At 67.8% G+C, this 22,925-nt stretch carries 22 protein-coding genes and 1 pseudogene; 5 read left to right on the plus strand and 18 right to left on the minus strand.

All coding sequences use genetic code 11. The features are described from left to right. Nucleotide 1 precedes the first annotated feature (1 nt). The 5 genes from B8W69_RS01575 to B8W69_RS01595 all read right to left on the minus strand — a co-directional run bounded on the left by B8W69_RS01575 (nt 2) and on the right by B8W69_RS01595 (nt 5,070). Nucleotides 2-442 (minus strand): rhodanese-like domain-containing protein, encoded by a 441-nt coding sequence (locus B8W69_RS01575; protein WP_085288196.1) that lies wholly within the window; start codon nt 440-442, stop codon nt 2-4. A gap of 166 nt (nt 443-608) precedes the next feature. Then, nucleotides 609-1,865, minus strand: coding sequence for a formate-dependent phosphoribosylglycinamide formyltransferase (purT, locus tag B8W69_RS01580; RefSeq protein ID WP_085288198.1), 1,257 nt, complete (start codon nt 1,863-1,865; stop codon nt 609-611). Between the two features lie 149 nt (nt 1,866-2,014). Next, nucleotides 2,015-2,662 (minus strand): PaaI family thioesterase, encoded by a 648-nt coding sequence (locus B8W69_RS01585; protein WP_085288199.1) that lies wholly within the window; start codon nt 2,660-2,662, stop codon nt 2,015-2,017. Next, nucleotides 2,659-3,957, minus strand: coding sequence for an adenylosuccinate synthase (locus tag B8W69_RS01590; protein WP_085288201.1), 1,299 nt, complete (start codon nt 3,955-3,957; stop codon nt 2,659-2,661). Before B8W69_RS01590 ends, B8W69_RS01585 begins: the two co-directional genes overlap by 4 nt. Nucleotides 3,958-4,134: 177 nt before the next feature. Next, the gene (locus tag B8W69_RS01595) at nt 4,135-5,070 is read right to left on the minus strand and encodes a histidine phosphatase family protein (RefSeq protein WP_085288203.1); all 936 of its coding nucleotides are present in this window, start codon (nt 5,068-5,070) and stop codon (nt 4,135-4,137) included. Between the two features lie 304 nt (nt 5,071-5,374). On the opposite strand from B8W69_RS01595, the gene B8W69_RS01600 reads away from it, so the two are divergent. From B8W69_RS01600 to B8W69_RS01610, 3 genes are read left to right on the plus strand one after another with little or no spacing between them, the layout of a single operon-like run. Then, nucleotides 5,375-6,025: a peptidase M50 gene (locus B8W69_RS01600; RefSeq protein WP_085288205.1), complete on the plus strand. Its 651-nt coding sequence runs from the start codon at nt 5,375-5,377 to the stop codon at nt 6,023-6,025. Nucleotides 6,026-6,085: 60 nt separating this feature from the next. Next, the gene (locus tag B8W69_RS01605; RefSeq protein WP_165762529.1) at nt 6,086-6,817 is read left to right on the plus strand and encodes a site-2 protease family protein; all 732 of its coding nucleotides are present in this window, start codon (nt 6,086-6,088) and stop codon (nt 6,815-6,817) included. 40 nt (nt 6,818-6,857) lie between these two features. Beyond that, entirely contained in the window at nt 6,858-7,754 is an 897-nt protein-coding gene (locus tag B8W69_RS01610; protein ID WP_085288207.1) for a cation diffusion facilitator family transporter, read from the plus strand. On the opposite strand, the gene B8W69_RS01615 is transcribed toward B8W69_RS01610, so the two are convergent. Further along, a complete protein-coding gene (locus B8W69_RS01615) occupies nt 7,751-8,164 on the minus strand; it encodes a DUF3151 domain-containing protein (RefSeq protein WP_085288208.1) in 414 nt (137 codons plus the stop codon). The genes B8W69_RS01610 and B8W69_RS01615 overlap by 4 nt on opposite strands. Before the next feature lie 119 nt (nt 8,165-8,283). Here B8W69_RS01615 and B8W69_RS01620 point away from each other — a divergent pair, with 119 nt between their 5' ends. Continuing rightward, complete coding sequence (locus B8W69_RS01620) at nt 8,284-9,156, plus strand: Rv0361 family membrane protein (protein WP_085288209.1); 873 nt, start codon at nt 8,284-8,286, stop codon at nt 9,154-9,156. Here B8W69_RS01620 and fbaA read toward each other — a convergent pair. Continuing rightward, entirely contained in the window at nt 9,153-10,190 is a 1,038-nt protein-coding gene (gene fbaA / locus B8W69_RS01625; protein ID WP_085288210.1) for a class II fructose-bisphosphate aldolase, read from the minus strand. The genes B8W69_RS01620 and fbaA overlap by 4 nt on opposite strands. A gap of 128 nt (nt 10,191-10,318) precedes the next feature. On the opposite strand from fbaA, the gene B8W69_RS01630 reads away from it, so the two are divergent. Beyond that, entirely contained in the window at nt 10,319-11,011 is a 693-nt protein-coding gene (locus B8W69_RS01630) for a DedA family protein (protein WP_085288211.1), read from the plus strand. Nucleotides 11,012-11,021: 10 nt separating this feature from the next. Here B8W69_RS01630 and B8W69_RS31765 read toward each other — a convergent pair whose 3' ends face one another. From B8W69_RS31765 to B8W69_RS01685, 11 genes and pseudogenes are all read right to left on the minus strand, one after another. After that, the gene (locus B8W69_RS31765) at nt 11,022-12,374 is read right to left on the minus strand and encodes a 3-oxoacid CoA-transferase (protein WP_085288213.1); all 1,353 of its coding nucleotides are present in this window, start codon (nt 12,372-12,374) and stop codon (nt 11,022-11,024) included. Beyond that, the gene (locus B8W69_RS01640; protein ID WP_085288214.1) at nt 12,371-13,504 is read right to left on the minus strand and encodes a glycoside hydrolase family 76 protein; all 1,134 of its coding nucleotides are present in this window, start codon (nt 13,502-13,504) and stop codon (nt 12,371-12,373) included. The genes B8W69_RS31765 and B8W69_RS01640 overlap by 4 nt, the downstream gene beginning before the upstream one ends. Before the next feature lie 88 nt (nt 13,505-13,592). Further along, a complete protein-coding gene (locus B8W69_RS01645; protein WP_085288215.1) occupies nt 13,593-14,813 on the minus strand; it encodes a vWA domain-containing protein in 1,221 nt (406 codons plus the stop codon). A 6-nt stretch (nt 14,814-14,819) separates the two neighbouring features. After that, nucleotides 14,820-15,527 carry an SRPBCC domain-containing protein gene (locus tag B8W69_RS01650; RefSeq protein WP_085288217.1) on the minus strand — a complete coding sequence of 236 codons (708 nt, stop codon included), beginning with the start codon at nt 15,525-15,527 and terminating at the stop codon, nt 14,820-14,822. 13 nt (nt 15,528-15,540) lie between these two features. Next, nucleotides 15,541-16,419, minus strand: coding sequence for an AAA family ATPase (locus B8W69_RS01655; RefSeq protein ID WP_085288218.1), 879 nt, complete (start codon nt 16,417-16,419; stop codon nt 15,541-15,543). Beyond that, the gene (locus B8W69_RS01660; protein ID WP_085288219.1) at nt 16,416-17,006 is read right to left on the minus strand and encodes a nucleotidyltransferase family protein; all 591 of its coding nucleotides are present in this window, start codon (nt 17,004-17,006) and stop codon (nt 16,416-16,418) included. The genes B8W69_RS01655 and B8W69_RS01660 overlap by 4 nt, the downstream gene beginning before the upstream one ends. A gap of 170 nt (nt 17,007-17,176) precedes the next feature. Continuing rightward, a pseudogene (locus B8W69_RS01665) lies at nt 17,177-17,887 on the minus strand (XdhC family protein); the annotation flags it as partial. Between the two features lie 9 nt (nt 17,888-17,896). Further along, a complete protein-coding gene (locus B8W69_RS01670) occupies nt 17,897-20,296 on the minus strand; it encodes an aerobic carbon-monoxide dehydrogenase large subunit (RefSeq protein WP_085288222.1) in 2,400 nt (799 codons plus the stop codon). After that, nucleotides 20,293-20,787 (minus strand): (2Fe-2S)-binding protein, encoded by a 495-nt coding sequence (locus B8W69_RS01675; RefSeq protein WP_085288223.1) that lies wholly within the window; start codon nt 20,785-20,787, stop codon nt 20,293-20,295. The genes B8W69_RS01670 and B8W69_RS01675 overlap by 4 nt, the downstream gene beginning before the upstream one ends. A gap of 27 nt (nt 20,788-20,814) precedes the next feature. Further along, complete coding sequence (locus tag B8W69_RS01680; protein WP_085288225.1) at nt 20,815-21,690, minus strand: FAD binding domain-containing protein; 876 nt, start codon at nt 21,688-21,690, stop codon at nt 20,815-20,817. A gap of 51 nt (nt 21,691-21,741) precedes the next feature. After that, the gene (locus B8W69_RS01685) at nt 21,742-22,902 is read right to left on the minus strand and encodes an XdhC family protein (protein ID WP_181447309.1); all 1,161 of its coding nucleotides are present in this window, start codon (nt 22,900-22,902) and stop codon (nt 21,742-21,744) included. Nucleotides 22,903-22,925: the final 23 nt, after the last annotated feature.

A 22,925-nucleotide genomic window follows, 5' to 3' on the forward strand; every position in this document is an offset into this window, starting at 1 on the left:
TTCAGCCCTGTTTCCAGGGCAATCCAATGGCGCGCCAGCCCGTCTCACCCCGATGGCCGTTGGCGTCGAGCTGGCCCTCGAAGCCGTCCAGGATGTTGTAGGCCGGCGTGATGCCGAGCTCGGTCGCGACCTCGGCGGCGCCGATGGAACGGTTGCCGGAGCGACACAAGAACAGCACCGGCCGCTGCGCGTCGGCCTCGGCCGGCGCCACCTGCTCGCGCAGCTGGTCGCCGAAGTTCGCGTTGTGCCGTCCGTCGGACGAATTCCACTCCAGGAACAACACCTCGCGGCCGAGGCTGGACAGATCCGGCACACCGACGAATCGCCATTCGGCGTCGGTCCGCACGTCGACCAGCACGGCGTTGGGGTTGTCGCTGAGCAGCTTCCATGCCTCCAGCGGCGAGATGTCCCCGGCGTAGGAGTGTGCGCGCTCTGTGCTCATGCTCGTTTCCCTCATTGTTCGTTGTCAGCAACCCTATCCGCGCCGGGGCGGTCAAGACCCGGCCGGATTCCCCCCGTACCCGCAGCGATACCTGATCTGCGATGGTATCGAGGCCGTCGTCGCAACCGTCTCGGGGCGGTGGGTTCGCGCGAAATACGGCGTGGACTCAGCCGTGCGACCCGGGCGCGGCCAGCCGGCCGGCGACCTGGCCGGCGCGCTCGCGGGCGGCCGTCACCTCCGGCGCGGTCGCCAGTGCCCGGTAGCCGCGGCCGAGCACCCGCAGGTCGCTTTCCGGCACGCTCAGCGCGCCGGTCAGCGCGGCCGGATCGTGGGATCCGACCGGGTCGATCGCGCGGGCGGCGGCCGGCGAAACCATCATGGTGTCCACCGGCAGACCCAAGATCGTCCTGGCCTGCAATTCGAACGCCGAGAGCCGCTGGCTGCGCAGCGTCACCCAGGCGCTGTCGGTCGGGCGTGACGTGACGTCGGCGAAGTACACCTCGTCGCCGTTGACCATCAATTCGACCGCGAAGACGCCGCGCCCGCCCAGCGCCTTGACGATCCGCGCGGCGATCGACTTCGCGGCGTCCGTGGCCGCCTCGCTCATCTTCTGGGGTTGCCAGGATTCCAGCACTTGCCCGTCGGAGCCGCGATGACCGATGGGCGAACAGAATTCGATCGCCGGCCCGGCCGGGCCTTCGCTGCGCACCGCCAGCAGCGTCACGTAGAACTCGACCTCGACCACGGTTTCGGCCAGCACCCGTGGCTGTCCGGGGCCCGCGTGGGTGCCGATCGCGCGTTGCCACGCCGGCCCGAGGTCTTCTCGCCGCGCGACCACCGACTGCCCCGGCCCGGTCGGCCCGGCCGCCGGCTTCACCAGCAACGGATATCCGGCGTGCGCGCCCACCGCCTCGAGTTCGCCCGGCGACCCGGCGAACCAGAACGGCGCGGTGGGTAGCCCCAACTCGTCGGCGGCCAGCCGGCGCAGGCCCTCTCGGTCGGCGCTGAGCCGCACAGCGCGGGCACTGGGCACCAGCTCGGTGTGGTTGGCGCCGGATCCGGTGGCCAGGGCGTCGAGGGCCCCGGCCGCGACGCCGTCGGTCGCGGTCACCACGAAGTCGGGTTGCAGCCGCTGCAGCGCCGCGGACAGCTCGGCGGCGTCGGTCAGCGAGAGCACCAGGGCCTGATCGGCCACCCCGTGCGCGGGTGCGTGCGGGTGCCCGTCGACGGCGATCACCCGGGCCCCGAGGCGCCCCAGGTCGATCGCCAGCTCCCGGCTGATCTCGCCGGAACCCAGCAGCACCACCGTCGGCCTGCCGTCAGAGGGGGCGTCCGGCTGGGCTTCGGCGCGCGCGGCAGGCTGCTGGGGCACGACGAGCGCCGTCGTTTCGTCGTCCCGTCCGTCGGTCACGCCGTCAGTCACGGCTCAAGGATAGGTCGGTTCGTCATGTGCCCGGCCAGCCCGCTGACGATGCGGCCCGCGCAGCGGGATGCTGAGGAAGCGGGCCATCCGGCTCGCCCGCTGACGACGAGGCCCGCGCAGCGGGATGCTGAGGAAGCGGGCCATCCGGCTCAGGGCTGGCCCGGGAGTAACTGCACCATCAGGCCGTTGGCCTCCGCCAGCAGTGCGCCGTCGGCGTCGACCAGTTCCGCGGACACGAACGCTTTGCGCCCCTCGGTGCTGGTGACCCGTCCGCGCACCACCAACGGCGCATCGATCGGGGTGATCTTGCGGTAGTCGACGTGCAGGAACGCCGTGCGGCTGATCGGCCGGTTGGAAGCGTGCGACACCATCCCGAACATGTGGTCGAACAACAGCGGCAGCACGCCGCCGTGCACCGCGTAGTTGCCGCCGACGTGAAACCGGGTGAAATGGCCCTGCATCTCGCAGCCGTCGGGCTCGTAGCGCGTCAACGTCCACGGCGGCAACAGCAGACTGCCCATGCCGGGCAGGCCCGGCGTCCGCCCAGCCGGCGCCCGGCCCTCCACGGCGGCCTGAAACGGGCCCAGCAGCTCCGTCAGCGCCGCGACGCGGTCGGCCGCGTCGTCCCAGACTGCGTCGTTGGGATCGGCCGACACGGCGAGGTCCTGCAGCCGGCGCATGGCTGCCACGAACCGGCCGAAGCCGGGCCCGGGGTTGGCCACCCCGTATTCGGGAAAGCCGCCGTGATGTTCGTATTCGGGGTCGAGGTCTTTGGGATCCTGGGCGGCATCCGTCACGGACGGGCCGCCAGGACGTCGCGGCGCACGATGGTCTGTTCGCGCCCCGGCCCCACGCCGATGCACGAAATGTGAGCTCCGGCAAGCTCTTCCAGCCGCATCACGTAGTCGCGCGCCTTGGCGGGTAGGTCGTCGAACTCCCGGGCGTGCGAGATGTCCTCCCACCAGCCGGGCAGTTCCTCGTAGATCGGTTCGGCGCGCGCCAGATCGCTTTGGGTCATCGGCATCTCGTGGATGCGGGCGCCGTCGATCTGGTAGCCCACGCACACCGGAACCGTCTCCAGGCTGGACAGCACGTCGAGCTTGGTCAGGAAGAAGTCGGTGATGCCGTTGACCCGGGTCGCGTAGCGGGCGATGACGGCGTCGAACCAACCGCAGCGCCGGCGCCGGCCGGTGGTGACGCCGAATTCGCCGCCTGTCTTGGACAGGTATTCGCCGTTCTCGTCGAACAGCTCGGTGGGGAACGGCCCCGAGCCCACCCGGGTGGTGTAGGCCTTGAGGATTCCCAGCACCGCGGTGATCCGGGTGGGGCCGATACCCGAACCGACGGCCGCGCCGCCCGCCGTCGGATTCGACGACGTCACATAGGGATACGTGCCGTGGTCGACGTCAAGCAGGGTGCCCTGCGAGCCTTCCAACAGCACAGCCTCGCCGGCCTCGAGCGCTTGGTTGAGCAGCAGCCGGGTGTCGGCGATGCGGTGCCTGAAGCCCTCGGCCTGCTCCAGCAGGGCCTCGACCACCTGGTGGGGATCCAGCGCCTTGCGGTTGTAGATCTTGACCAGGATCTGGTTCTTCAGCTCCAGCGCGGCTTCGACCTTGTGCGTCAACACTTCCCGATCCAGCACGTCGGCGACGCGGATGCCGATGCGCGCGATCTTGTCTTGGTAGCACGGGCCGATGCCGCGGCCGGTGGTGCCGATCTTCTTGTTCCCCATGTAGCGCTCGGTGACCTTGTCGATAGCCACGTGGTAGGGCAACAGCAGGTGCGCGTCGGCGGAGATGAGCAGCTTGGAGGTGTCGACGCCGCGGTCTTCGAGGCCCTTGAGCTCGTCCAGCAGCACGCCGGGGTCCACCACCACACCGTTGCCGACGACGTTGGTGACACCGGGCGTGAGCACCCCCGACGGGATCAGGTGCAGCGCGAAGTTCTCCCCGGTCGGCAAGACGACGGTGTGCCCGGCGTTGTTGCCGCCCTGGTATCGCACCACCCACTGAACGCGCCCACCGAGCAAATCGGTGGCCTTACCTTTGCCCTCGTCGCCCCATTGGGCGCCGATGAGGACGATTGCCGGCATGACACGCTCCAACCTGATCTCGCCTGCGTATTGTGGTCCAGCCGGTGACCTACCCTAGCCTGGCGGCCGTGCGGGCCGCCGATGGCCAGCTGAGGATCCGGGCAAATCAGCTTAAGCCAGGACGTGGCGAGACCGGGGTGACACAGCCGGTAAAGGCTGACGCCGGGTGCGGCGACCTCACCCGTACGGTGTCGCGACCGGAGCGCTGGCCGGTGTCGGCGGCTTGGCCGCGCATACGCCGGTCCTGGTGGACGCGTCCAACATGAGGCACAGGCCGTTGGCGCCACGACCGTTCTTCGGGCCCGACCAGCTTGGATGCACCGGTTTCCCGTTCCAGCTGATCAGCGTCCAGCCATCGTGGGGGCTGCCCTGGATCACGACGATGCCCGTATTGGGCAGCGGGTCGAAGAGCAGGAGCAACGGATCGGGGTTTTTGACGCTCATCATCGTCCCGACACCGATGGCGAATTCGCTGGAGAACGCCACCTCGGTGATCCTGCCGTTCGCGGCGCGGACCGGGTTGGCAAGGGCACCGGAATACATCGTCTGGAGCACGTCATTGAAGCGGCCGACATTGGTCGCGGCATTGCCGTACACGGTTTGGAGCGCGCCGTCGAAACGCCTGCGGAACTCGAATCCGTTGGAATCGGTGGAGCCGGGAGCCAGCATCGGCACGATGCGTAGCCCGAGCATCCACGCGACCGGGGCCAGCAGGTAAGCGAGCCCGCCGAGGCTGACCTGCGGCTGGCCATTGAAAGCACCGGCGTCGATCTCGTTGAGCCCCGGCAACGCCTGCACGTTCATGCCCAACGCGGAGGCCAACGGGGCCGCGGTCTGCTGCGTCCTGATCAGCTGCGACGCGAAGATCGCGGCGACCGGGCCCTTCGCCGCGAGAACGCCGGCGACGGTCTGCGCCTGTTGCTGACCGAGCGCGGTGAGTGAGGCGCCGGGCGGCGCCGTGTCGATCAGGCTCGCCGCATTGGCTGTCGACTGCCCGTGTCGCACCAGGTCGATCACGATCGATTCGTCCGCCGAGGCTGTCGCAGATGCACTGCACAACAGGACAATCGAAAGCAGCACGGCGCCAACGGGGCACAGCGGCTTCGTCAGCAACGGACGCGCATGGGGCCGGCACCCGGCACGAGCAATGCGGTTCGCGCGGTTGACAAGATGGCGGTAAGTCGGCGAATGGTAATTCTCCGTTCCCTCAACCACTCGTGGCGGGATTCCGCGCAACGTCAGCCCTGTGGCAGGAGTAAAGTATCCGCTTGTTTCCCGGCGGCGTTGCAACAACTTTCGCAGTCCGACACCATGTTGTGACTGTGTCGTTATGGCGAGACCTTTCGACATTGAGGTTCATATCTCACCAGAGATGTTGGAAGACAAAGTTATTGGATGCTTCTTGATTGGATAGACTGTGACGCAAGGAGATCGAGCCGCCGCGACTCTTGCATTCGGCCAACGGCGCACCTACCGACCGTTGCGGGGCATCCAAACCCACCGCGTCGTCGGTGAAATCGACATCGATGCCGCGATCGGCCCATACCGGCGGCTGATCGTGCTGGGCGGCGACGCCGACCTGGCCACGGTGCTCACCCGGCTGCTGCGCGCCGAACGGCTCGACATCGAGGTGGCCTACGTGCCGCGCCGCCGCACCCGGGCCACCCGGATCTACCGCCAGCCGGCGGGATACCGGGCGGCGCGGCGGGCCCGGCGCGGTGCGGCGCGCCGGGTGACCCTGATCCGCGACGAGACCGGGTCGGTGGTCGTGGGGCGGGCCGGCTGGGTGCCCGCGGATGGCGCGCGGTCGATCCACGGCGAGGCGGTGGTCGACGACACCACGTTGTTCGACGGCGACGTCGAACGCGTGTGGATCGAGCCGCTGCCTGCCGCGCCGGGCCTGCGGGCTGCGGTCGCGGGCCGCCTGTGGCCCCGCTGGGTCACCGGGCGCGCCGCCCAGCTGGGCAGCACGGGCGTCACCGTGGTGCGTGACGGCGTCGCCGCACCGCGCGCCGCGCGCCGCTCGGTGTTCTACCGCAACATCGAGGGCTGGCAGCTGGTCGGCTAGTTTCGATCGGTGAGCTTCCCCTCCTCCCGGCACGAAGCGATACGGCCCAGCCCGATCTTCATGGGCCTGATCGCGCTGACGGGTGCCGGCGCCGCGCTGGCCTGGTCGGCCGGGATCAGCACCCGCCCGCTGGCTTATGCCGGGGTGTTCGTCTTCGTGATCGCCGGGTGGCTGGTGTCGCTGTGCCTGCACGAATTCGGGCACGCGGTGACCGCCTGGCGGTTCGGCGATCACGACGCCGCCGTGCGTGGGTACCTGACGCTGGATCCACGCCGCTACAGCCATCCCGCGCTCTCGCTGCTGCTGCCGATGGTGGTGATCCTGCTGGGCGGGATCGGCCTGCCGGGCGCGGCGGTCTACGTGCGGACCTGGTTCATGACGCCCGCCCGTCGCACCATGGTCAGCCTGGCGGGACCGGCGGCCAACCTGCTGCTGGCGGTGCTCTTGCTGGCGGTGACGCGACTGTTCTTCGACCCGGCGCACGTGGTGCTGTGGTCCGGGGTGGCGTTCCTGGCGTTCCTTCAGCTCACCGCCGTGTTGCTGAACCTGCTGCCCATCCCGGGCCTGGACGGATATGACGCCCTGGAACCGCACCTGAGTCCGGAGACCCAGCGCGCGCTGGCGCCGGCCAAGCAGTGGGGCTTCGTCATCCTGCTGTTTCTGCTCCTGGCACCGGTCCTCAACCACTGGTTCTTCGGGGTGGTGTTGTCGTTGTTCGACGTGTCGGGGGTGCCGGACGTGCTGGTGGGCTGGGGCAACGCGCTGACCCGCTTCTGGAGTCGCTGGTTCTGAGCCTTGCCATATATGCGCTATTGCGCATATATTTCGCGCCATGGGCGCAGGCCACAACCACACCCCCGCCGAGACGGACGACGCTCGGCTGATCCCGCGCATGATCATGGCCGCGGCGATTCTGGCGGCGTTCTTTGTGGTTGAACTGGTCACCTCGTTGCTGATCAACTCGATCGCCCTGCTGGCCGACGCCGGCCACATGCTGACGGACGTGGTCGCGGTCTTCATGGGGTTCGTCGCCGTCACGCTGGCCCGCCGCGGCAGCGCGTCGCCCGCCCGCACCTACGGCTGGCATCGCGCCGAGGTGTTCACCGCCGTCGCCAACGCCGGGCTGCTGGTCGGCGTGGCGGCGTTCATCCTCTACGAGGCCGTCCAGCGCCTCAGCGAGGCTCCCGCCGTCCCCGGCGTGCCGATGATCGTGGTCGCGCTGACCGGGCTGGCCGCCAACTTCGTCGTCGCGATGCTGTTGCGTTCCCATTCGTCGGGAAGCCTGGCGGTCAAGGGCGCCTACATGGAGGTCGTCGCCGACACCGTGGGCAGCCTGGGCGTGCTGATCGCCGGCGTCGTCACCGTGACGACGCACTGGCCCTACGCCGATGTGGTGGTGGCCGTGCTGGTCGCGCTCTGGGTGTTGCCCCGGGCCGTCGCCCTGGCCCGCGACGCGCTGCGGATCCTGTCCGAATCATCGCCGACCCACATCGACGTCGAGGAACTGCGCACCGCACTCGGCGCCGTCGACGGCGTGCTCGACGTACACGACCTGCACGTGTGGACGCTCTCCCCCGGCAAGGACATGTGCACCGCGCACCTGACTAGCGCCGGCGACTCCGCGCGGGTGCTGCATGACGCGCGCGCGGTGTTATCGGCGCGCGGGCTGGAGCACGCCACCGTTCAGATCGACGGCCCCGACGACACGGATTGCTCGGACAGCTTTTAAAGCCCCAGCGCCTTGCGCGCCTCGGGGTCGCAATCGTCGAGCAGGTCCAGGCAGCGCGAGTACTCGTCGGTTTCGCCGATCGTGTCGGCGGCACGCGCCAGGGCCGCCACACACCGGAGGAAGCCGCGGTTGGGTTCGTGCGCATACGGCACCGGGCCGAAGCCCTTCCAGCCGTTCCGGCGCAGCTGGTCCAGGCCGCGGTGATAGCCGGTACGGGCATAGGCGTAGGCGGTGATGGCCTGGTCGTCGGCCAGGGCCTGCTCGGCCAGCTCCGCCCAGGCCACCGATGCCGTCGGATGGGTGGCCGCGACGATGCCGGCCTTCTCACCGGCCAGCAGTTCCGCCTCGGCATCGGCATCTCCGGGCAGCAGGATCGGGTCGGGACCGAGAAGGTCTCCCATCGGCGTCATGGCTCTATTCTGCAGCTCGCTCCTTTGCCCGCGTGACGCACCTCGGCCAACGCCGGAAGCCGGGTACTCGGTCGCTAAGCTCTGCAACTACCCCACGAAGCGGGAGGACAGTAGTACTCATGCCCAACCCATCCGAACCCGACCGCGGCGGCACGCCGAAACGGCCCGGGTTCGACCCACGCGAGTCTCGCAACGAACCCGGCGACGAGTGGGGGGCCGAGTCCGGCTTCGAAACCGGAGACGACGCCACCGAGAGCGTCCCCATGGTCCCCAGCGACTCCGAGACCGAGACCGTGGTGATCAACAGACCCGACCCGCACAGCGCCCCGCAGGAAATACCGGACGGGCCGCAGCGCGAACGTCGCTTCACTGCGCCGGGCTTCGACGCCAAGGAAACCGCGATCATCTCCACCGCATCGGAGCCCGCCACCGAGGTGTTCGCGTCGCCGCCTGGACAGGACGCCACCGCGCAGTTCGGAGCCCCGCCCAAAGCCGCTGTCCCGCAGTCAATTCCACCCCGATTCGGGGGGAAGCTGCGCACCACCCGGCCGATCAACTGGGGCTGGGTGCTGGCGCTGGTCGTGATCGTGTTGGCGCTGGTGGCGATCGCGATCCTGGGTACGGTACTGCTCACCCGGACTAAACACGCGGCCGTCTCGCAGGAAGACCAGGTTCGCCACACCATCGCAAACTTCGACGTAGCGATCCAGCGGGGTGACCTGACCACGCTGCGCACCATCACCTGCGGCACCACCCGTGACGGCTACGCCGACTACGACGAGCACGCCTGGGACGAGACGTACCGGCGGGTGTCGGCGGCCAAGCAGTATCCGGTGATCGCCAGCATCGATCAGGTGGTGGTCAACGGCCAGCACGCCGAGGCGAACGTCACCACGTTCATGGCCTACGACCCGCAGCTGCGTTCCACCCGCAGCCTCGATCTGCAGTATCGCGACGACCAGTGGAAGATCTGCCAGTCGGCCAGCGGCTAGGCCGCGCCCAGTGACTTTCCGGCGCAGTGCAGGTCGTTGCAGGCCTCGACCACCCGCTCGGACATCGACGCTTCGCCCTTCTTCAGGTAGCTGCGCGGGTCGTAGGCCTTCTTGTTGCCCACTTCGCCGTCGACCTTGAGCACGCCGTCGTAGTTGGTGAACATGTGGCCCGCGATCGGACGGGTGAACGCGTACTGGGTGTCGGTGTCGACGTTCATCTTCACCACCCCGTAGCGCAGCGCCTCCTCGATCTCCGACTTCAGCGAACCGGAACCGCCGTGGAACACGAAGTCGAACGGCTTGGCATCGTCGGGCAGCCCCAGCTTGGCCGCCGCGACCTTCTGGCCCTCCGCCAGCACCTCGGGACGAAGCTTGACGTTGCCCGGCTTGTATACGCCGTGGACGTTGCCGAACGTCGCGGCCAGCAGGTACTTACCGTGCTCGCCGTGGCCCAGCGCGTCGATGGTCTTCTCGAAGTCCTCGGGAGTGGAGTACAGCTTGTCGTTGATCTCGTGGGCAACCCCGTCCTCTTCGCCGCCCACCACCCCGATCTCGACCTCGAGGATGATCTTGGCGGCCGCGGCCTCCTTGAGCAGCTCTCTGGCGATGGCGAGGTTCTCCTCGATCGGCACCGCCGAGCCGTCCCACATGTGGGATTGGAACAGCGGATCCTTGCCGGCCGCCACCCGCCGGGCCGAGATCGCCAGCAGCGGCCGCACGTAGGTGTCCAGCTTGTCCTTGGGGCAGTGGTCGGTGTGTAGCGCAACGTTGATCGGGTATCTGGCCGCGATGGAGCGGGTGAACTTGGCCAGCGCCACGGCCCCGGCCACCATGTCCTTGACGCCCAGTCCGGACGCGAATTCGGCGCCACCGGTGGAGAACTGGATGATCCCGTCGCTGCCGGCGTCGGCGAAGCCTTTGAGGGCCGCGTTCACCGTCTCCGACGAGGTGCAGTTGATCGCGGGGAAGGCATACGAGTCTTCCTTGGCGCGTCGCAGCATCTCGGCGTAGACCTCGGGCGTGGCGATGGGCATCAGACACCTCCTGACGGTTGGTCCTACCCAACCATGGATGCGCGGTCAGCAGCTACCCGGCGGACCCGCACGCGGGTTAATCCGGCCTTGTGCGGACCAGGGTCGTTTCGCCGGTATGTTGAGGGATCATGAGCACCGCCGTGACGGCCCTGCCCCACATCTTCGACCCGATGTATTGGTTGGGCGCCGACGGCGTCTTCGGATCCGCGGTGCTGCCCGGGATCCTGGTCATCGTCTTCATCGAAACCGGGCTGCTGTTTCCACTGCTGCCCGGCGAGTCGCTGTTGTTCACCGGCGGCCTGCTGGCCGCGCACCCGAACCCACCGGCCAGCATCTGGGTGCTGGCCCCCGCCGTCGCGACCGTGGCGATACTGGGCGATCAGACCGGGTACTGGATCGGCCGGCGGATCGGCCCGGCGCTGTTCAAGAAGGAAGACTCCCGGTTCTTCAAGAAGCACTACGTGACCGAGTCACACGCCTTCTTCGAGAAGTACGGGCCCTGGGCGATCATCCTGGCCCGATTCGCGCCGTTCGTGCGGACGTTCGTCCCGCCGGTCGCCGGGGTGTCCTACATGCGCTACCCGATTTTCCTGGGCTTCGACATCGTCGGCGGCATCCTCTGGGGCGGCGGTGTGACGCTGGCGGGCTACTTCATGGGCAACGTGCCGTTCGTGCACCACAACCTGCAGAAAATCCTGCTGGCCATCCTGATCGTCTCGCTGACGCCGGCGTTCATCGCCGCCTGGCGCAGCTACCGCGGGCGCAAGAACGCGCCGAGCACAGACGACCGGGAATCCGAGCGGCTGCCGGCGGCCGAGTAGCCGGCCGCGCTCAGACCGCGACTTTGAAGTCGCAGCCCGTCTTGGCGCGAACTTCCTCGACCGTGACGCCGGGCTGCAGCTCGGTGAGCACCAGTCCCTGTCCCGGCTCGACGTCGAAGACACACAGGTTGGTGATGATCATGTTGACGACGTTCTTGCCGGTCAGCGGCAGCGAGCACTGGCTGAGCACCTTGGGGGTGCCGTCTTTCGCGGTGTGATCCATCAGCACGATCACGCGCTTGACGCCGGATACCAAATCCATTGCGCCGCCTGGCCCTTTGACCATCTTGCCCGGCACCATCCAGTTGGCCAGGTCGCCGTTCTCGGCGACCTCCAGGGCACCCAGGATGGACAGGTCGATGTGCCCGCCGCGGATCATCGCGAAGGAATCGGCGCTGCTGAAGAAGCTGGACCCAGGCAGGCTGGTGATGGTCTGCTTGCCCGCGTTGATGAGATCGGGGTCGACGGCGTCCTCGCTCGGGTAGGCCCCGATGCCCAGCAGGCCGTTCTCCGACTGCAGCGTGACCTTGATGCCGTCGGGAATGAAGTTGGCCACCAAGGTCGGAATGCCGATGCCCAGGTTCACGTAGAAGCCGTCGCGCAACTCCTGGGCGGCGCGCCGGGCCATCCGCTCGCGCACGGGGCTGTCGTTCTTCAGGGCGGCGCCGCCGCTCGTGGTGCGGAACTCGATGCGCTTCTCGTAGCCGGCGCCCTCGATGATGCGGTCGACGTAGATACCGGGCGTGTGGATGAGGTCGGGGTCCAGCTCGCCGACCTCGACCAGCTCCTCCACCTCGGCGACGGTGATCGCGCCGCAGGTGGCGATCATCGGGTTGAAGTTGCGCGCCGTCTTGCGGTAGATGAGGTTGCCGGCGGTGTCGCCCTTCCACGCCTTGACGATCGCCACGTCGGCCCGAATGCCTTCTTCCAGAACGTATTCGGTGCCGTCGAAGACCCTGGTGTCCTTGCCCTCGGCGAGGTTGGTGCCGAAGGCCGTGCGGGTGTAGAAGCCGGGGATGCCGGCGCCGCCGGCCCGCAGCTTCTCCGCGAGCGTGCCCTGCGGAGTGAGCACCAGGTCCAGCTCGCCGGCCAGCACCTGGCGCTCGAACTCCTTGTTCTCGCCGACGTAGGAGGCGATCACCTTGTTCACCTGCCGGCCCTTGAGCAGCACGCCCATGCCGAAATCGTCTACGCCGGCGTTGTTTCCGACGATGGTGAGGTCCTTGATGCCGCTGTCGACCAGAGCCTGGATCAACTTCTCGGGGATGCCGCACAGACCGAAACCGCCCGCGGCGATGGTGATGCCGTCCTTCAGCAGGCCGTGCAGCGCCGACTCCGCGTCTTGGTGGACCTTGTTGCTCACAGGAGGCTCCTGTTCTTCGACTCGGCGGAGACGTTACAGGCGGCCTCCATGAGCATCCACCCCGACAGCTGCACCGACAGGTCCCGCTCGCCCACCTCGGACGCCATCACCGCGCCCTCGACGAACTCCGCCTCTTTGCCGCCGGCCGTGGGCAGCTGGGCGTCGCGGTCCCAGAACGGGCCGAACACCGGCAGTCCGTCCACCGTTTGCCGGTTGTCCCAGGCCGACTTCGCGCTGGCCAGCACGATCTGCCGGGCGGTGTCGCGGGCCAGCACGTCGTCGGGAGCCTCCCCCGGCAGCGTGGTGGCCACCAGCGCCAGGTATCGGGCGGTCACGCCGGCGAACAGGCCGCCGTCGCCGCCGCCGGCGCCGGCCAGCACCCCCGCCGGCGCCATGTGTTCGTGCACGGCCGCGACCAGCCGGTGCACCCGGGCGGCGTGGCGCTGCCTGATCTCAACGGCGGTGCGGGCGGCCAGTTCGGTCTCCAGCCCGAGCACCACGCCCTGGCAGTAGGTGTACTGCGCGCGCACCAGCGAGCCGGCTTTGATGCCGTCGAACACCAGGTGCGTCTCCGGGTCGATCAGCGTCTGGTCGATCCAATTGCCCATCTGCTCAGCACGTTTCAGATGGTCCCCGTAGCGGGCGAGGAAGATCCCCGCCGGGCCGTTGGCCGGGGCGTTGAAGAATTGATCCTGCTTGCGCCACGGGATTCCACCGCCGTCCTCGGGCACCCACGCCTTGAGGAATTGGGCGGCGAGCTTGGGCAGTGCACGGCTGCGCTCGACGCCGGCGATCCGGGCGGCGCGCTCGAGCGCCAGCGCCAGCCAGGCCATGTCGTCGTAGTAGCTGTTGATCCAGGAGAAGTTGTTACGCAGCCGGTGCGAGCGGACCTGCCGGTTGATCTCGGTGTGCCGGTGCGGCTGCGGATCGCGCTGCTGGGCGTCGACCAGGCAATCGAGCAGATGCGCCTGCCACCAGTAGTGCCAGGTGCCGAACCAGCGGTCGCGCCGGGTCGCCGGCCAGGCCACCACCCCCAGCTGGGTCGCGGGTAGCCCCCACAGCCGTTTCAGGTGTCGTCGGGTGACAGCGGCTTCGCTGCTGGCCGCGCGGTTGGCCCAGAGCTGATCCATACCGGTCGATCCTGCCCCACTCGGGTGAGCGTGCGTGTAGGGCGTCGAGTGTGAATGCAGGGTGGCGACACGCCGAGAGGTCCCGCCCTCAGTGCACACTCGACGCCCGACTTTGCAGCGCCAGCAGCAACTCGTGTAATCCGGTCAGCGAGTGCGCCGGCAAAAACAGATCGCAATACCGCAATGCCGCGGCCATCGAACCGGCCAGCGGCTTGAAATCCGTATGTGCGGCTCGGGGGTTGAGCCAGACTACTAACTCGGCGCGGCGCCGCAGCCGGGCCATGGCGTGCGCGAGCACGTCGGGCGGATCGCTGTCCCAGCCGTCCGAAGCGATGATCACCACCGCGCTGCGCAGCGCGTTGCCGTGCGGCGCAGCCAGCAGAGCAGCGATACTGCGCCCGATGAACGTGCCGCCGTATCGATCGGTGACCTTGGTGTTGGCGCGCTGCAGTGCCACCTCGGCCGAACGGTGCGACAACACCGAGGTGAGCCGGGTCAGTGACGTCGAGAAGGCGAACACTTCGGGGCGGATCCGCGCCCGGCGCAGCACCGTCGCCCGCATCAAGTGCAGATAGATTGCGGCGTAGGGCTGCATCGAGCGGCTCACGTCGCAGACCAGAACCACTCGCCTGGGCCGCCGCCGAGGCCGTGTTCGCGCCAAGATCACCGATTCCCAGCCGGTCGACCGCGAGGCGTTCATGGTGGCGCGTAGATCGATCCTCTTGCCGTGCGCGCTGGGCTCGAAACGCAGGCTGCGCCGTTGTGGCCAGCGCCCTACCGACGCCTCCAGCCAGGTCCCGAGCAGTCGAAGGTCTTCGGGATCGAAGCGATCAAACGGCTCGTCGGCCAGCGCGGCGAGGCGGCTGGGCAGGACGTCGGGCACCGGGACGCTCGGACCGGCGGTGTCGTCCTGCCCGGTAGATGTGGCGGCGGGCGGACGAGTAGACCAGGGCAGCGACTGCGTTCCGGCGGATCTGGCGCCGGCACGAAGCAGCGCGCCTGCTGCGGGCGTACGGGGCCCCGGGAGCGACAGGGGTGGATTGGGCGCGGTGACGTCGGGTTGGGCGGAGCCGAACACCGCCGCGAACACCGCATCAAAGCCACCGAGATCCTCCACCCGGTTGACCAACGTCAACCGGGCCGCCCAATACAGGGCCGAGGTGGTGCTGGGCACCAGCTGCCGCAGCGCCTCAACGAAATTGGTCTGGCCACTGGCAGATACGGATACGCCCGCCCTGCGCAGGCGGGTGACCAGCGCGGCCGCAAACGCCGCGAGATCGACTCCCGGCAACAGCAATGGGGTGTTCACGAACCGCTAACGTCTTCGCCGCAGCAGCCAGATCAGCGCCAGCGCGGCACACACCGCCAGGGCCACCGAACCGTACTTCTTGAGTTGGCCGCCCCCGGCCAGCGCGAGCAGGTCGATGGGCTCGGGTGCAGGGGAAGCATTGGGCGTTGCGGCCGCCGGCCGCGGCGAGCCGGGCGCGGCGCTGGTGACGGGACCGGCGGCGTTCTGCGGGGTTGCCGCGCTTGTGGGTGTTGCGGAGCTTGCCAGGGGCGCTGTCTCTTCGCTCGTCTTCTCCGAGGCCAGTTTGGCCTCCAGGGACTCGACGAACTGGCCCAGCAACTTCTCCGAAACCTGCTGCAACATCCCGCTGCCGAACTGAGCCAGCTTGCCGACGATTTTGAGATCGGTGTCGACGGTGACGCTGGTGCGCTCCCCGTCCTCGCGCAACTGGGCGGTGACCGTGGCGGCCGCGTTGCCGGTGCCCCGCGATTCCTTTCCCTTGGCATCGATGACCGCGCGATGCCGATCGCTGTCCTGCTCGACGAACCGCACCTTGCCGCTGAATTCGCTGGTGACCGGCCCGACCTTGACCTTGACCTTGCCGAGGTAGTCGTCGCCCTCATGGCCGGTCAGCTGCGCCCCCGGCATCAGCGGGATCACCTGCTCCGGGTCGCACAGCACGTCCCAGGCATGGCTGATCGGCGCGCTGACGGTGAACTGGTTGGCGATCTTCATCCTGCGGGTCCTCTCATGTCAGGCTGCATTCGGTGAAGGTGTGGTACGCGTCGCGGATCTGAGTGCGGTCGTCGGGTGTCTTGGCCAGCGCCCCCAGGCTGGCCAGGGCCGAGTCATCGACGAGATCCGCGACGCCGAGTGATACCAAGGCGGCCACCCAGTCGATGGTCTCCGCCACCCCCGGCGGCTTGTCCAGGTCGAGATCGCGTGTGCTGCCGACAAATTGGGTGGCGTGTTCGATGAGCGGGGCGGTTGCGCCGGGCACGGTCCGGCGGACGATAGCAGCGGCCCGGGGCGGCTCCGGGTAGTCGATCCAGTGGTAGAGGCACCGGCGGCGCAGCGCGTCATGAAGGTCGCGGCTACGGTTGGAGGTCAGCACCGCGATCGGCGGACGCTCAGCGACGAAGGTGCCCAGCTCGGGGACCGTCACCGCGGACTCGCCAAGGAATTCCAGCAGCAGCGCCTCGAATTCATCGTCGGCCCGATCGATTTCGTCGATGAGCAGCACCGGAGGCGCCGGCCCACGATGTCGCACGCAGTGCAGGATAGGCCGGTCCACCAAGTAGGTCTCGTTGTAGAGATCCGCTTCGTCGATGTCGGCACCGCGCGCTTCGGCCAGCCGGATGGACAGCAACTGACGTTGGTAGTTCCAGTCGTACAGTGCTTCGTTGGCGGTCAATCCCTCGTAGCACTGGAGCCGTACTAGCTCCGTATCCAAAACCGCAGCAAGAGTTTTCGCTGCCGTCGTCTTCCCAACGCCTGGCTCACCTTCCAACAGCAGCGGCCTGCCCAGGGAGACCGCCAGATAGATCGCCGACGCGGTTCCGATATCGAGCAGATAATCCTTCGCGTCGAAACGACGGATCACATCGTCAGGGCCGGTGAAGGTCATGGGGCCGATCCCAGTAACCGCCGGTAGTCGTCCCAGGTGTCGACGTCGAGGGGAATCGGGCCGGGCACTACGAGTTCGCGTACCGGATGCCGGCCCGCCTGAATGAGCTTCCACACCCCCTTGTCACCGTGCAGTTGCGAAAGCTCATCAAATACAGTGCGACTGAACCAAAAGGGGTGTCCGATGCCGTCGGAGTAGCGGCATACCAGCACGGCACCGGCCGGCCCCGCGCCGATCATGCGACGCAAGGTCTCCGACTCAACGCAGGGCTGATCACCGAGCATCAGCACGATTCCGGCGGCCTGCGGGTGTACTCGCGTCAACGCGACGCGCAGCGATGCTGAACACCCGGTGCCGAAGTCCTCGACGGTCACCACATCGGTCCCGTCCAGCGGCACCGCATCACGCACCGCCTGTGCGGCGCCACCCAGTGTGACGATGAGCTGGTCGAACCCCGCTTTGCGGGCGACATCGATGGTTACTCCGAGTACGGTCGTATTCCGGTATGGCAGGAGCTGTTTGGGTGCGCCGAGGCGGCGGGAGCCGCCAGCCGCGAGCACAATACCGGTGACCCGCCGCCCGGTCATGGGCGGTCTTTGCCGGCGGCGAACGCTGTCCGGCAGCCCGGGCCGCAGAACCAGTAGTCCGCGTCGGCGAGCCGGAGGTGCTCGGCGGCGGGCCCGATCGTCACCGTCATGCCACACACCGGGTCGACGGCCTCGGCCGGGCCGTCGTCAACCGAGACCGGCGGGCTCAGGCCGTCGCCGCGGATGCTGGCGATCAGCTCGGCGGCGATCGACACCGCGATCTCCGCTGGGGTCTTGGCGCCGATCGGTAGCCCGACCGGGGTGTGGATACGTGCCCGCTCGGCGCCGGAGAGTTCGAGCTCGTTGAGTATCGATGCGCCGCGAAGCTTACTGGCCACCAAACCGATGTACCCGACGCCGTTATCCAGTGCCGCGCGAATGATTTCGGCTTCCGGGCCGCCATGGCTGGCGATCACGAGCGCGGTCGTGTCGGACAAGCCGGTGTCCCGCCAGTCATCTCGTCTAGTTTCGAATCCCAGCACTGTGCACAATTGGATTAGCGCGTCGGCGATCGGCGTGGCGCCATGAACCCGGATCAGTGGTGCCGGCAGCTGTGGTGCCAGGAAGATCTCCAGCGACCCGCCGGACAGGCACGGGTTGACCACCACGGAGGCACCGGGGGCCTCGGGGAAGTGCACGTCCCCGTCTGGAAGCACCCGTAGCAGCACACTTTCACCGACCTGTAGCACGCCCAGCGCCGCCTTGCGAACGGAATTCTGCACACACTGGCCACCAACAAATCCTTCGATTGTGCCGTCCGCCAACAGGATTGCTTCGTCGCCCGGGTACGACGAAGTGGGCGGCTGAGCACGCACCACCGTCGCGTGCACGAACGGTGTCCGTGCCGCCAACAGCTGCTGAGCTCGCTCGCTGATCGTCATCCATGCCCTCTAGATCGGCGGTCTGGCGCGGCCCTGCATGGCCTCCCAGACCCGCGACGGGGTTAACGGCATATCGGCGTGCCGAACCCCGAACGGCGCCAATGCATCCACCACCGCGTTGACCACCGCGGGCGGTGATCCGACGGTGGCCGATTCGCCGATGCCTTTCGCGCCGATCGGGTGATGCGGCGACGGTGTCACCGTGTAACCGGTTTCCAAGTGCGGTACCTCGAGCGCGGTCGGGATCAGATAGTCCATCAGCGATCCGCCGAGACAGTTGCCGTCGTCGTCGAAAGCGATCATCTCCATCAAGGCCATTCCGATGCCGTCGACGATGCCCCCGTGCACCTGGCCCTCGATGATCATCGGGTTGATGCGGGTGCCGCAGTCGTCGACGGCCAGGAAGCGCCGAACCTTGACCACCGCGGTACCCGGATCGACGTCCACCACACAGAAATACGCGCCGTACGGGTAGGTCAGGTTCTCCGGGTTGTAACAGACCTCAGCGTCCAGTCCTCCCTCGATGCCCTCGGGCAGATCGCCCGCCCCGTGTGCGCGCATGGCGATGTCGGCGATGGTGACCGACGCCGATGGGTCGCCCTTGACATGGAATTTGCCCTTCTCCCATTCCAAGTCGGCCACCGAAACCTCGAGCATGCCCGAAGCGATGATCTTGGCCTTGTCGCGGACCTTGCGGGCGACCAGCGCTGCGGCCCCGCCCGAGACCGGGGTCGAGCGGCTGCCATAGGTGCCCAGCCCGAACGGGGTCTGGTCGGTGTCGCCGTGCACCACCTCGATGTCGTCGGGTGGGATGCCCAGCTCCTCGGCAACGATCTGGGCGAAGGTCGTCTCGTGACCCTGGCCCTGGGTCTGAACCGACAGCCGCACAACGGCTTTGCCCGTCGGGTGCACGCGCAGCTCGCAGCCGTCAGCCATGCCCAGCCCGAGGATGTCCATGACCTTGCGCGGTCCGGCGCCGACGGCCTCGGTGAAGAAGGACATTCCGATGCCCATCAGTTCGCCGCGCGCCCGCCGCTCCTTCTGCTCGGCACGCAACGCGTCGTAGCCGATCATGTCCATGGCCTTGCGCATAGTGGCCTCGTAATCGCCCGAGTCATACGTCCAGCCGGTCCTACTCCGATACGGGAATTGCTCGGGGCGCAGCAGGTTTCGCAACCGCAGCTCGGCCGGATCCATGTTGAGCTCGAACGCCAGGCAGTCCACCAGCCGTTCGACGAAGTACACCGCTTCGGTGATCCGGAAAGAGCAGGCGTAGGCCACCCCGCCGGGCGCCTTGTTGGTGTACACCGCGGTCATGTGGCAGTACGCGGCTTCGAGGTCGTAGCTGCCGGTGAACACCCCGAAGAACCCGGCCGGGTATTTCGTCGGTGCGGCCTGGCCGTTGAAAGCGCCGTGGTCGGCCAGCACGTTGGACCGGATCGCCAAGATCTTGCCGTCGTTGGTTGCGGCGATCTCCCCGACCATGATGTAGTCGCGGGCGAAGCTGGTGGAGGTCAGGTTCTCGCTGCGGTCCTCCATCCATTTGACCGGTTTGCCCAGCTGCAGCGAGCCGACGATCGCGCACACATATCCGGGGTAGATCGGTACCTTGTTGCCGAAGCCGCCGCCGATGTCCGGTGAGATCACCCGGATCTTGTGTTCGGGCAGGCCGGCGACCAACGCGTAGAGCGTGCGGTGGGCGTGCGGGGCCTGCGAGGTGGTCCACAGCGTCAGCTTGCCGGTGACCGGGTCCAGATCCGCTACGGCGCCACAGGTTTCCATCGGCGCCGGGTGCACCCGGGGGTAGATGATCTCCTGTTTGACGACGACATCGGCGTTCGCGAAGACAGCGTCGGTGGCCGCGGCGTCGCCGGTTTCCCAGTCGAAGATGTGGTTGTCTTTTTTGTTCTCAAGATCCGTGCGGATGACGGGCACCGACGGGTCGAGCGCCCGTCGGACATCGACGACGGGGTCTAGGGGGTCGTAGTCGACGTCGATCAGCTCCAGCGCGTCGCGGGCCGAATACCGGTCCTCGGCCACGACGAAAGCCACCTCCTGCCCCTGGAAGCGCACCTTGTCGGTGGCCAGCACGGCCTGCACGTCGTTGGACAATGTCGGCATCCAGGCCAGGCCCTTCTCGGCCAGGTCGGCGCCGGTCACTACCGCTTTGACCTTCGGATGTGCAAGTGCCGCAGTCACATCGATGCCCGCGATCCGGGCGTGCGCGTACGGCGAGCGCAGGATCGCCAGGTGCAGCATGCCGGGCAGGACGACATCGTCGACGTAGGTACCGCGGCCGCGGATGAATCGCGGATCCTCTTTGCGCATCATCCGGCCATGGCCGCACGGCTTTTGGTCGTTGTCAGCCAGGTCTTCTGGTGACGGTGGACGTGACTCGATCGTGGTCATGACGTGGCCTCCACAGTCTGCGCTGCGCCCGTGGGATGCTGTGCGGCCCACTGAATGGAGCGCACAATCGTGGTGTATCCGGTGCACCGGCAGATCTGCCCGGAGATCGCCTCCCGGATGGTCTCTTCGTCGGGATTGGGATCGCGATCCAGCAGGGCACGGGCGGTGATCATCATTCCCGGTGTGCAGAAGCCGCACTGCAGCCCGTGGCACCGCATGAACCCCTCTTGCACCGGGTCCAACTGACCATTAGGGCCCGCGAGCCCTTCCACGGTCCGCACGCTGTGCCCGGAGGCCATCACGGCAAGCATCGTGCACGATTTCACCGGCACGCCGTCGACGTCGACCACGCATGTTCCGCAGTTACTGGTGTCGCATCCCCAGTGAGTCCCGGTGAGCCGCAGCTGATCACGTAGGAAGTGCACCAGCAGCATCCGGGGTTCGACGTCGGCGGTGACCTGCTCGCCATTGACGGTCATATTGATCTGCATGATCAAACCTTTCGTGGCCGTTGGGGCCTAAGTCGCATCACTCACCCGTTGGGCCGCACTGCGCAAGGTGCGGATGGTCAGTTCGGAGGCCAGGTGGCGCTTGTACTCCGCGGTGCCGCGGATATCGGTCGCCGGGTCGCAGGCTTGTGCGGCGCTGCGGCCCGCTTCGGCGAAGACTTCGTCGGCGGCCGGCCGGCCGACCAGAGCGGCCGAGAGTTCGGCCAGCGCGGCCGGGTCAGCGTTCACCGCGGTGAGGCCCACCCGTGCGGCGGCTATTGCGGCACCGTCGATTGTGATTCCCGCTCCGGCCGCAACGACAGCCCAATCGCCAACTCGACGCTCTACTTTCGCGTATGCGCTGGATGTTCTGTGCCGCACCGGGATCCGGACCTCTACCAGAATCTCGTTTCGGGCGAGCGTCGTCTCGTACGGCCCGGCAAGAAATTCGTCCATCGGTATTTCGCGTTCGCCCGAAGGTCCGCGGGCCAGGCACACCGCCTCCAGCACACCGCAGACCGTGGACAGGTCCTCGGCCGGATCCGCCTGGCACAGCGAACCGCCCAGGGTGCCGCGATTGCGGACCACTGGGTCGGCGATCACTCGTTCGGCATCGCGGAAGATCGGGCATACCGCGGCCAGGGTGTCGGACTCCAGCAGCTCGCGGTGACGGGTCATGGCACCGATTCGCACCAGCGTCGGATCGGTGATCACGTAGCCAAGCTCGAGCGCCAAGTCGTTGATGTCGACGAGGTATTCCGGATTGGCGATGCGCAGCTTCATCATCGGCAGCAGGCTGTGCCCGCCGGCGACTACGCGGGCCCCTTCCCCCAACCGATCCAGTAATCCAATGGCGTGGTCCACGCTGGTTGCACGCTCGTATTCGAAGGGCCCGGGTACTTGCATGGGCCACAGTGTCAGCCCCGCTGACATGGGGGTCAATAGCGAGTTAAGGGATCACTGAACTAGCCCGGAATCCCCTCCGACCTGCGCGTCATGGTGAATCCGCCCGACGATCTGGGTCAGCGGGCGGCCCCCGCCACCCCAGCGCTTGGCGATGATGTCGGCCGCGATCGAGACCGCTGTCTCCTCAGGGGTGCGGCCCCCGAGGTCCAGTCCGATCGGACTGGACAGCCGGGCCAGCTCGGCGTCGGTCACCCCTGCCGCTCGCAACCGCGCTATCCGGTCGTCGTGGGTGCGGCGCGACCCCATCGCCCCCACATACCCGACCTCTGGCAGCCGCAGGGCCACTTCGAGCACCGGGACGTCGAACTTCGGGTCGTGGGTCAGAACGCAGATCACCGTGCTCCGGTCGATGGCGCCCGCCTTCGCCTCGGCAGCCAGATAACGGTGCGGCCAATCCACCACGACCCGGTCGGCCGTCGGAAAGCGTGCCCGGGTGGCGAACACCGAGCGGGCGTCGCAGACGGTGACCCGGTAACCCAGCAGCGATCCCTGTTGGGCCAAGGCGACGGCGAAGTCGATGGCACCGAATACCAGCATCCGCGGGCGCGGAGCGTAACTCGCTACGAACACCTTCATGCCTTCGCCGAGCCGCTGCCCGTCGGGTCCGTATTCGAGTACCTCGCTGCGGCCCACCGCGAGCAGACCACGCGCGTCGTCGGTGACCGCGTCGTCGGCGCGCGCCGAACCCAGTGACCCGACCGCGCGGCTACCGGGGTCCGGCCGGATGACGAGCCGACGCCCAACCCACTGCGGGTCCGGATGGGCTATGACCGTCGCGACCGCGACCGCTCGGCTGTCGTCGATATCGTCGGCGACCGCACCGAGTTCGGGAAACGTCGCCTGCGACAACGGCTCCGCGAAGATGTCGATGATGCCCCCACAGGTCAGGCCGACCGCGAAGGCATCGTCGTCACTGACCCCGTAGCGCTGAAGGAGTGGCGTGCCGGTTCGCACCACCTCGGTGGCGAGTTCGTACACGGCGCCCTCCACGCAGCCACCCGACACCGATCCGATCACCGCGCCGTCCGGCGTCACCACCATCGCGGCGCCGGGCGGCCGCGGCGCGGAGCGGAAAGTTCGCACCACCGTCGAAAGCCCGGCGGTGCCACCCGCGTGCCAAATCGACATCAGCTCGGCAAGTACGTCACGCACGCATCCAAAGTAGGCTCACTTGC

It is taken from the genome of Mycolicibacterium vulneris, from assembly GCF_002104765.1.
GTDB lineage: Bacteria > Actinomycetota > Actinomycetes > Mycobacteriales > Mycobacteriaceae > Mycobacterium > Mycobacterium vulneris.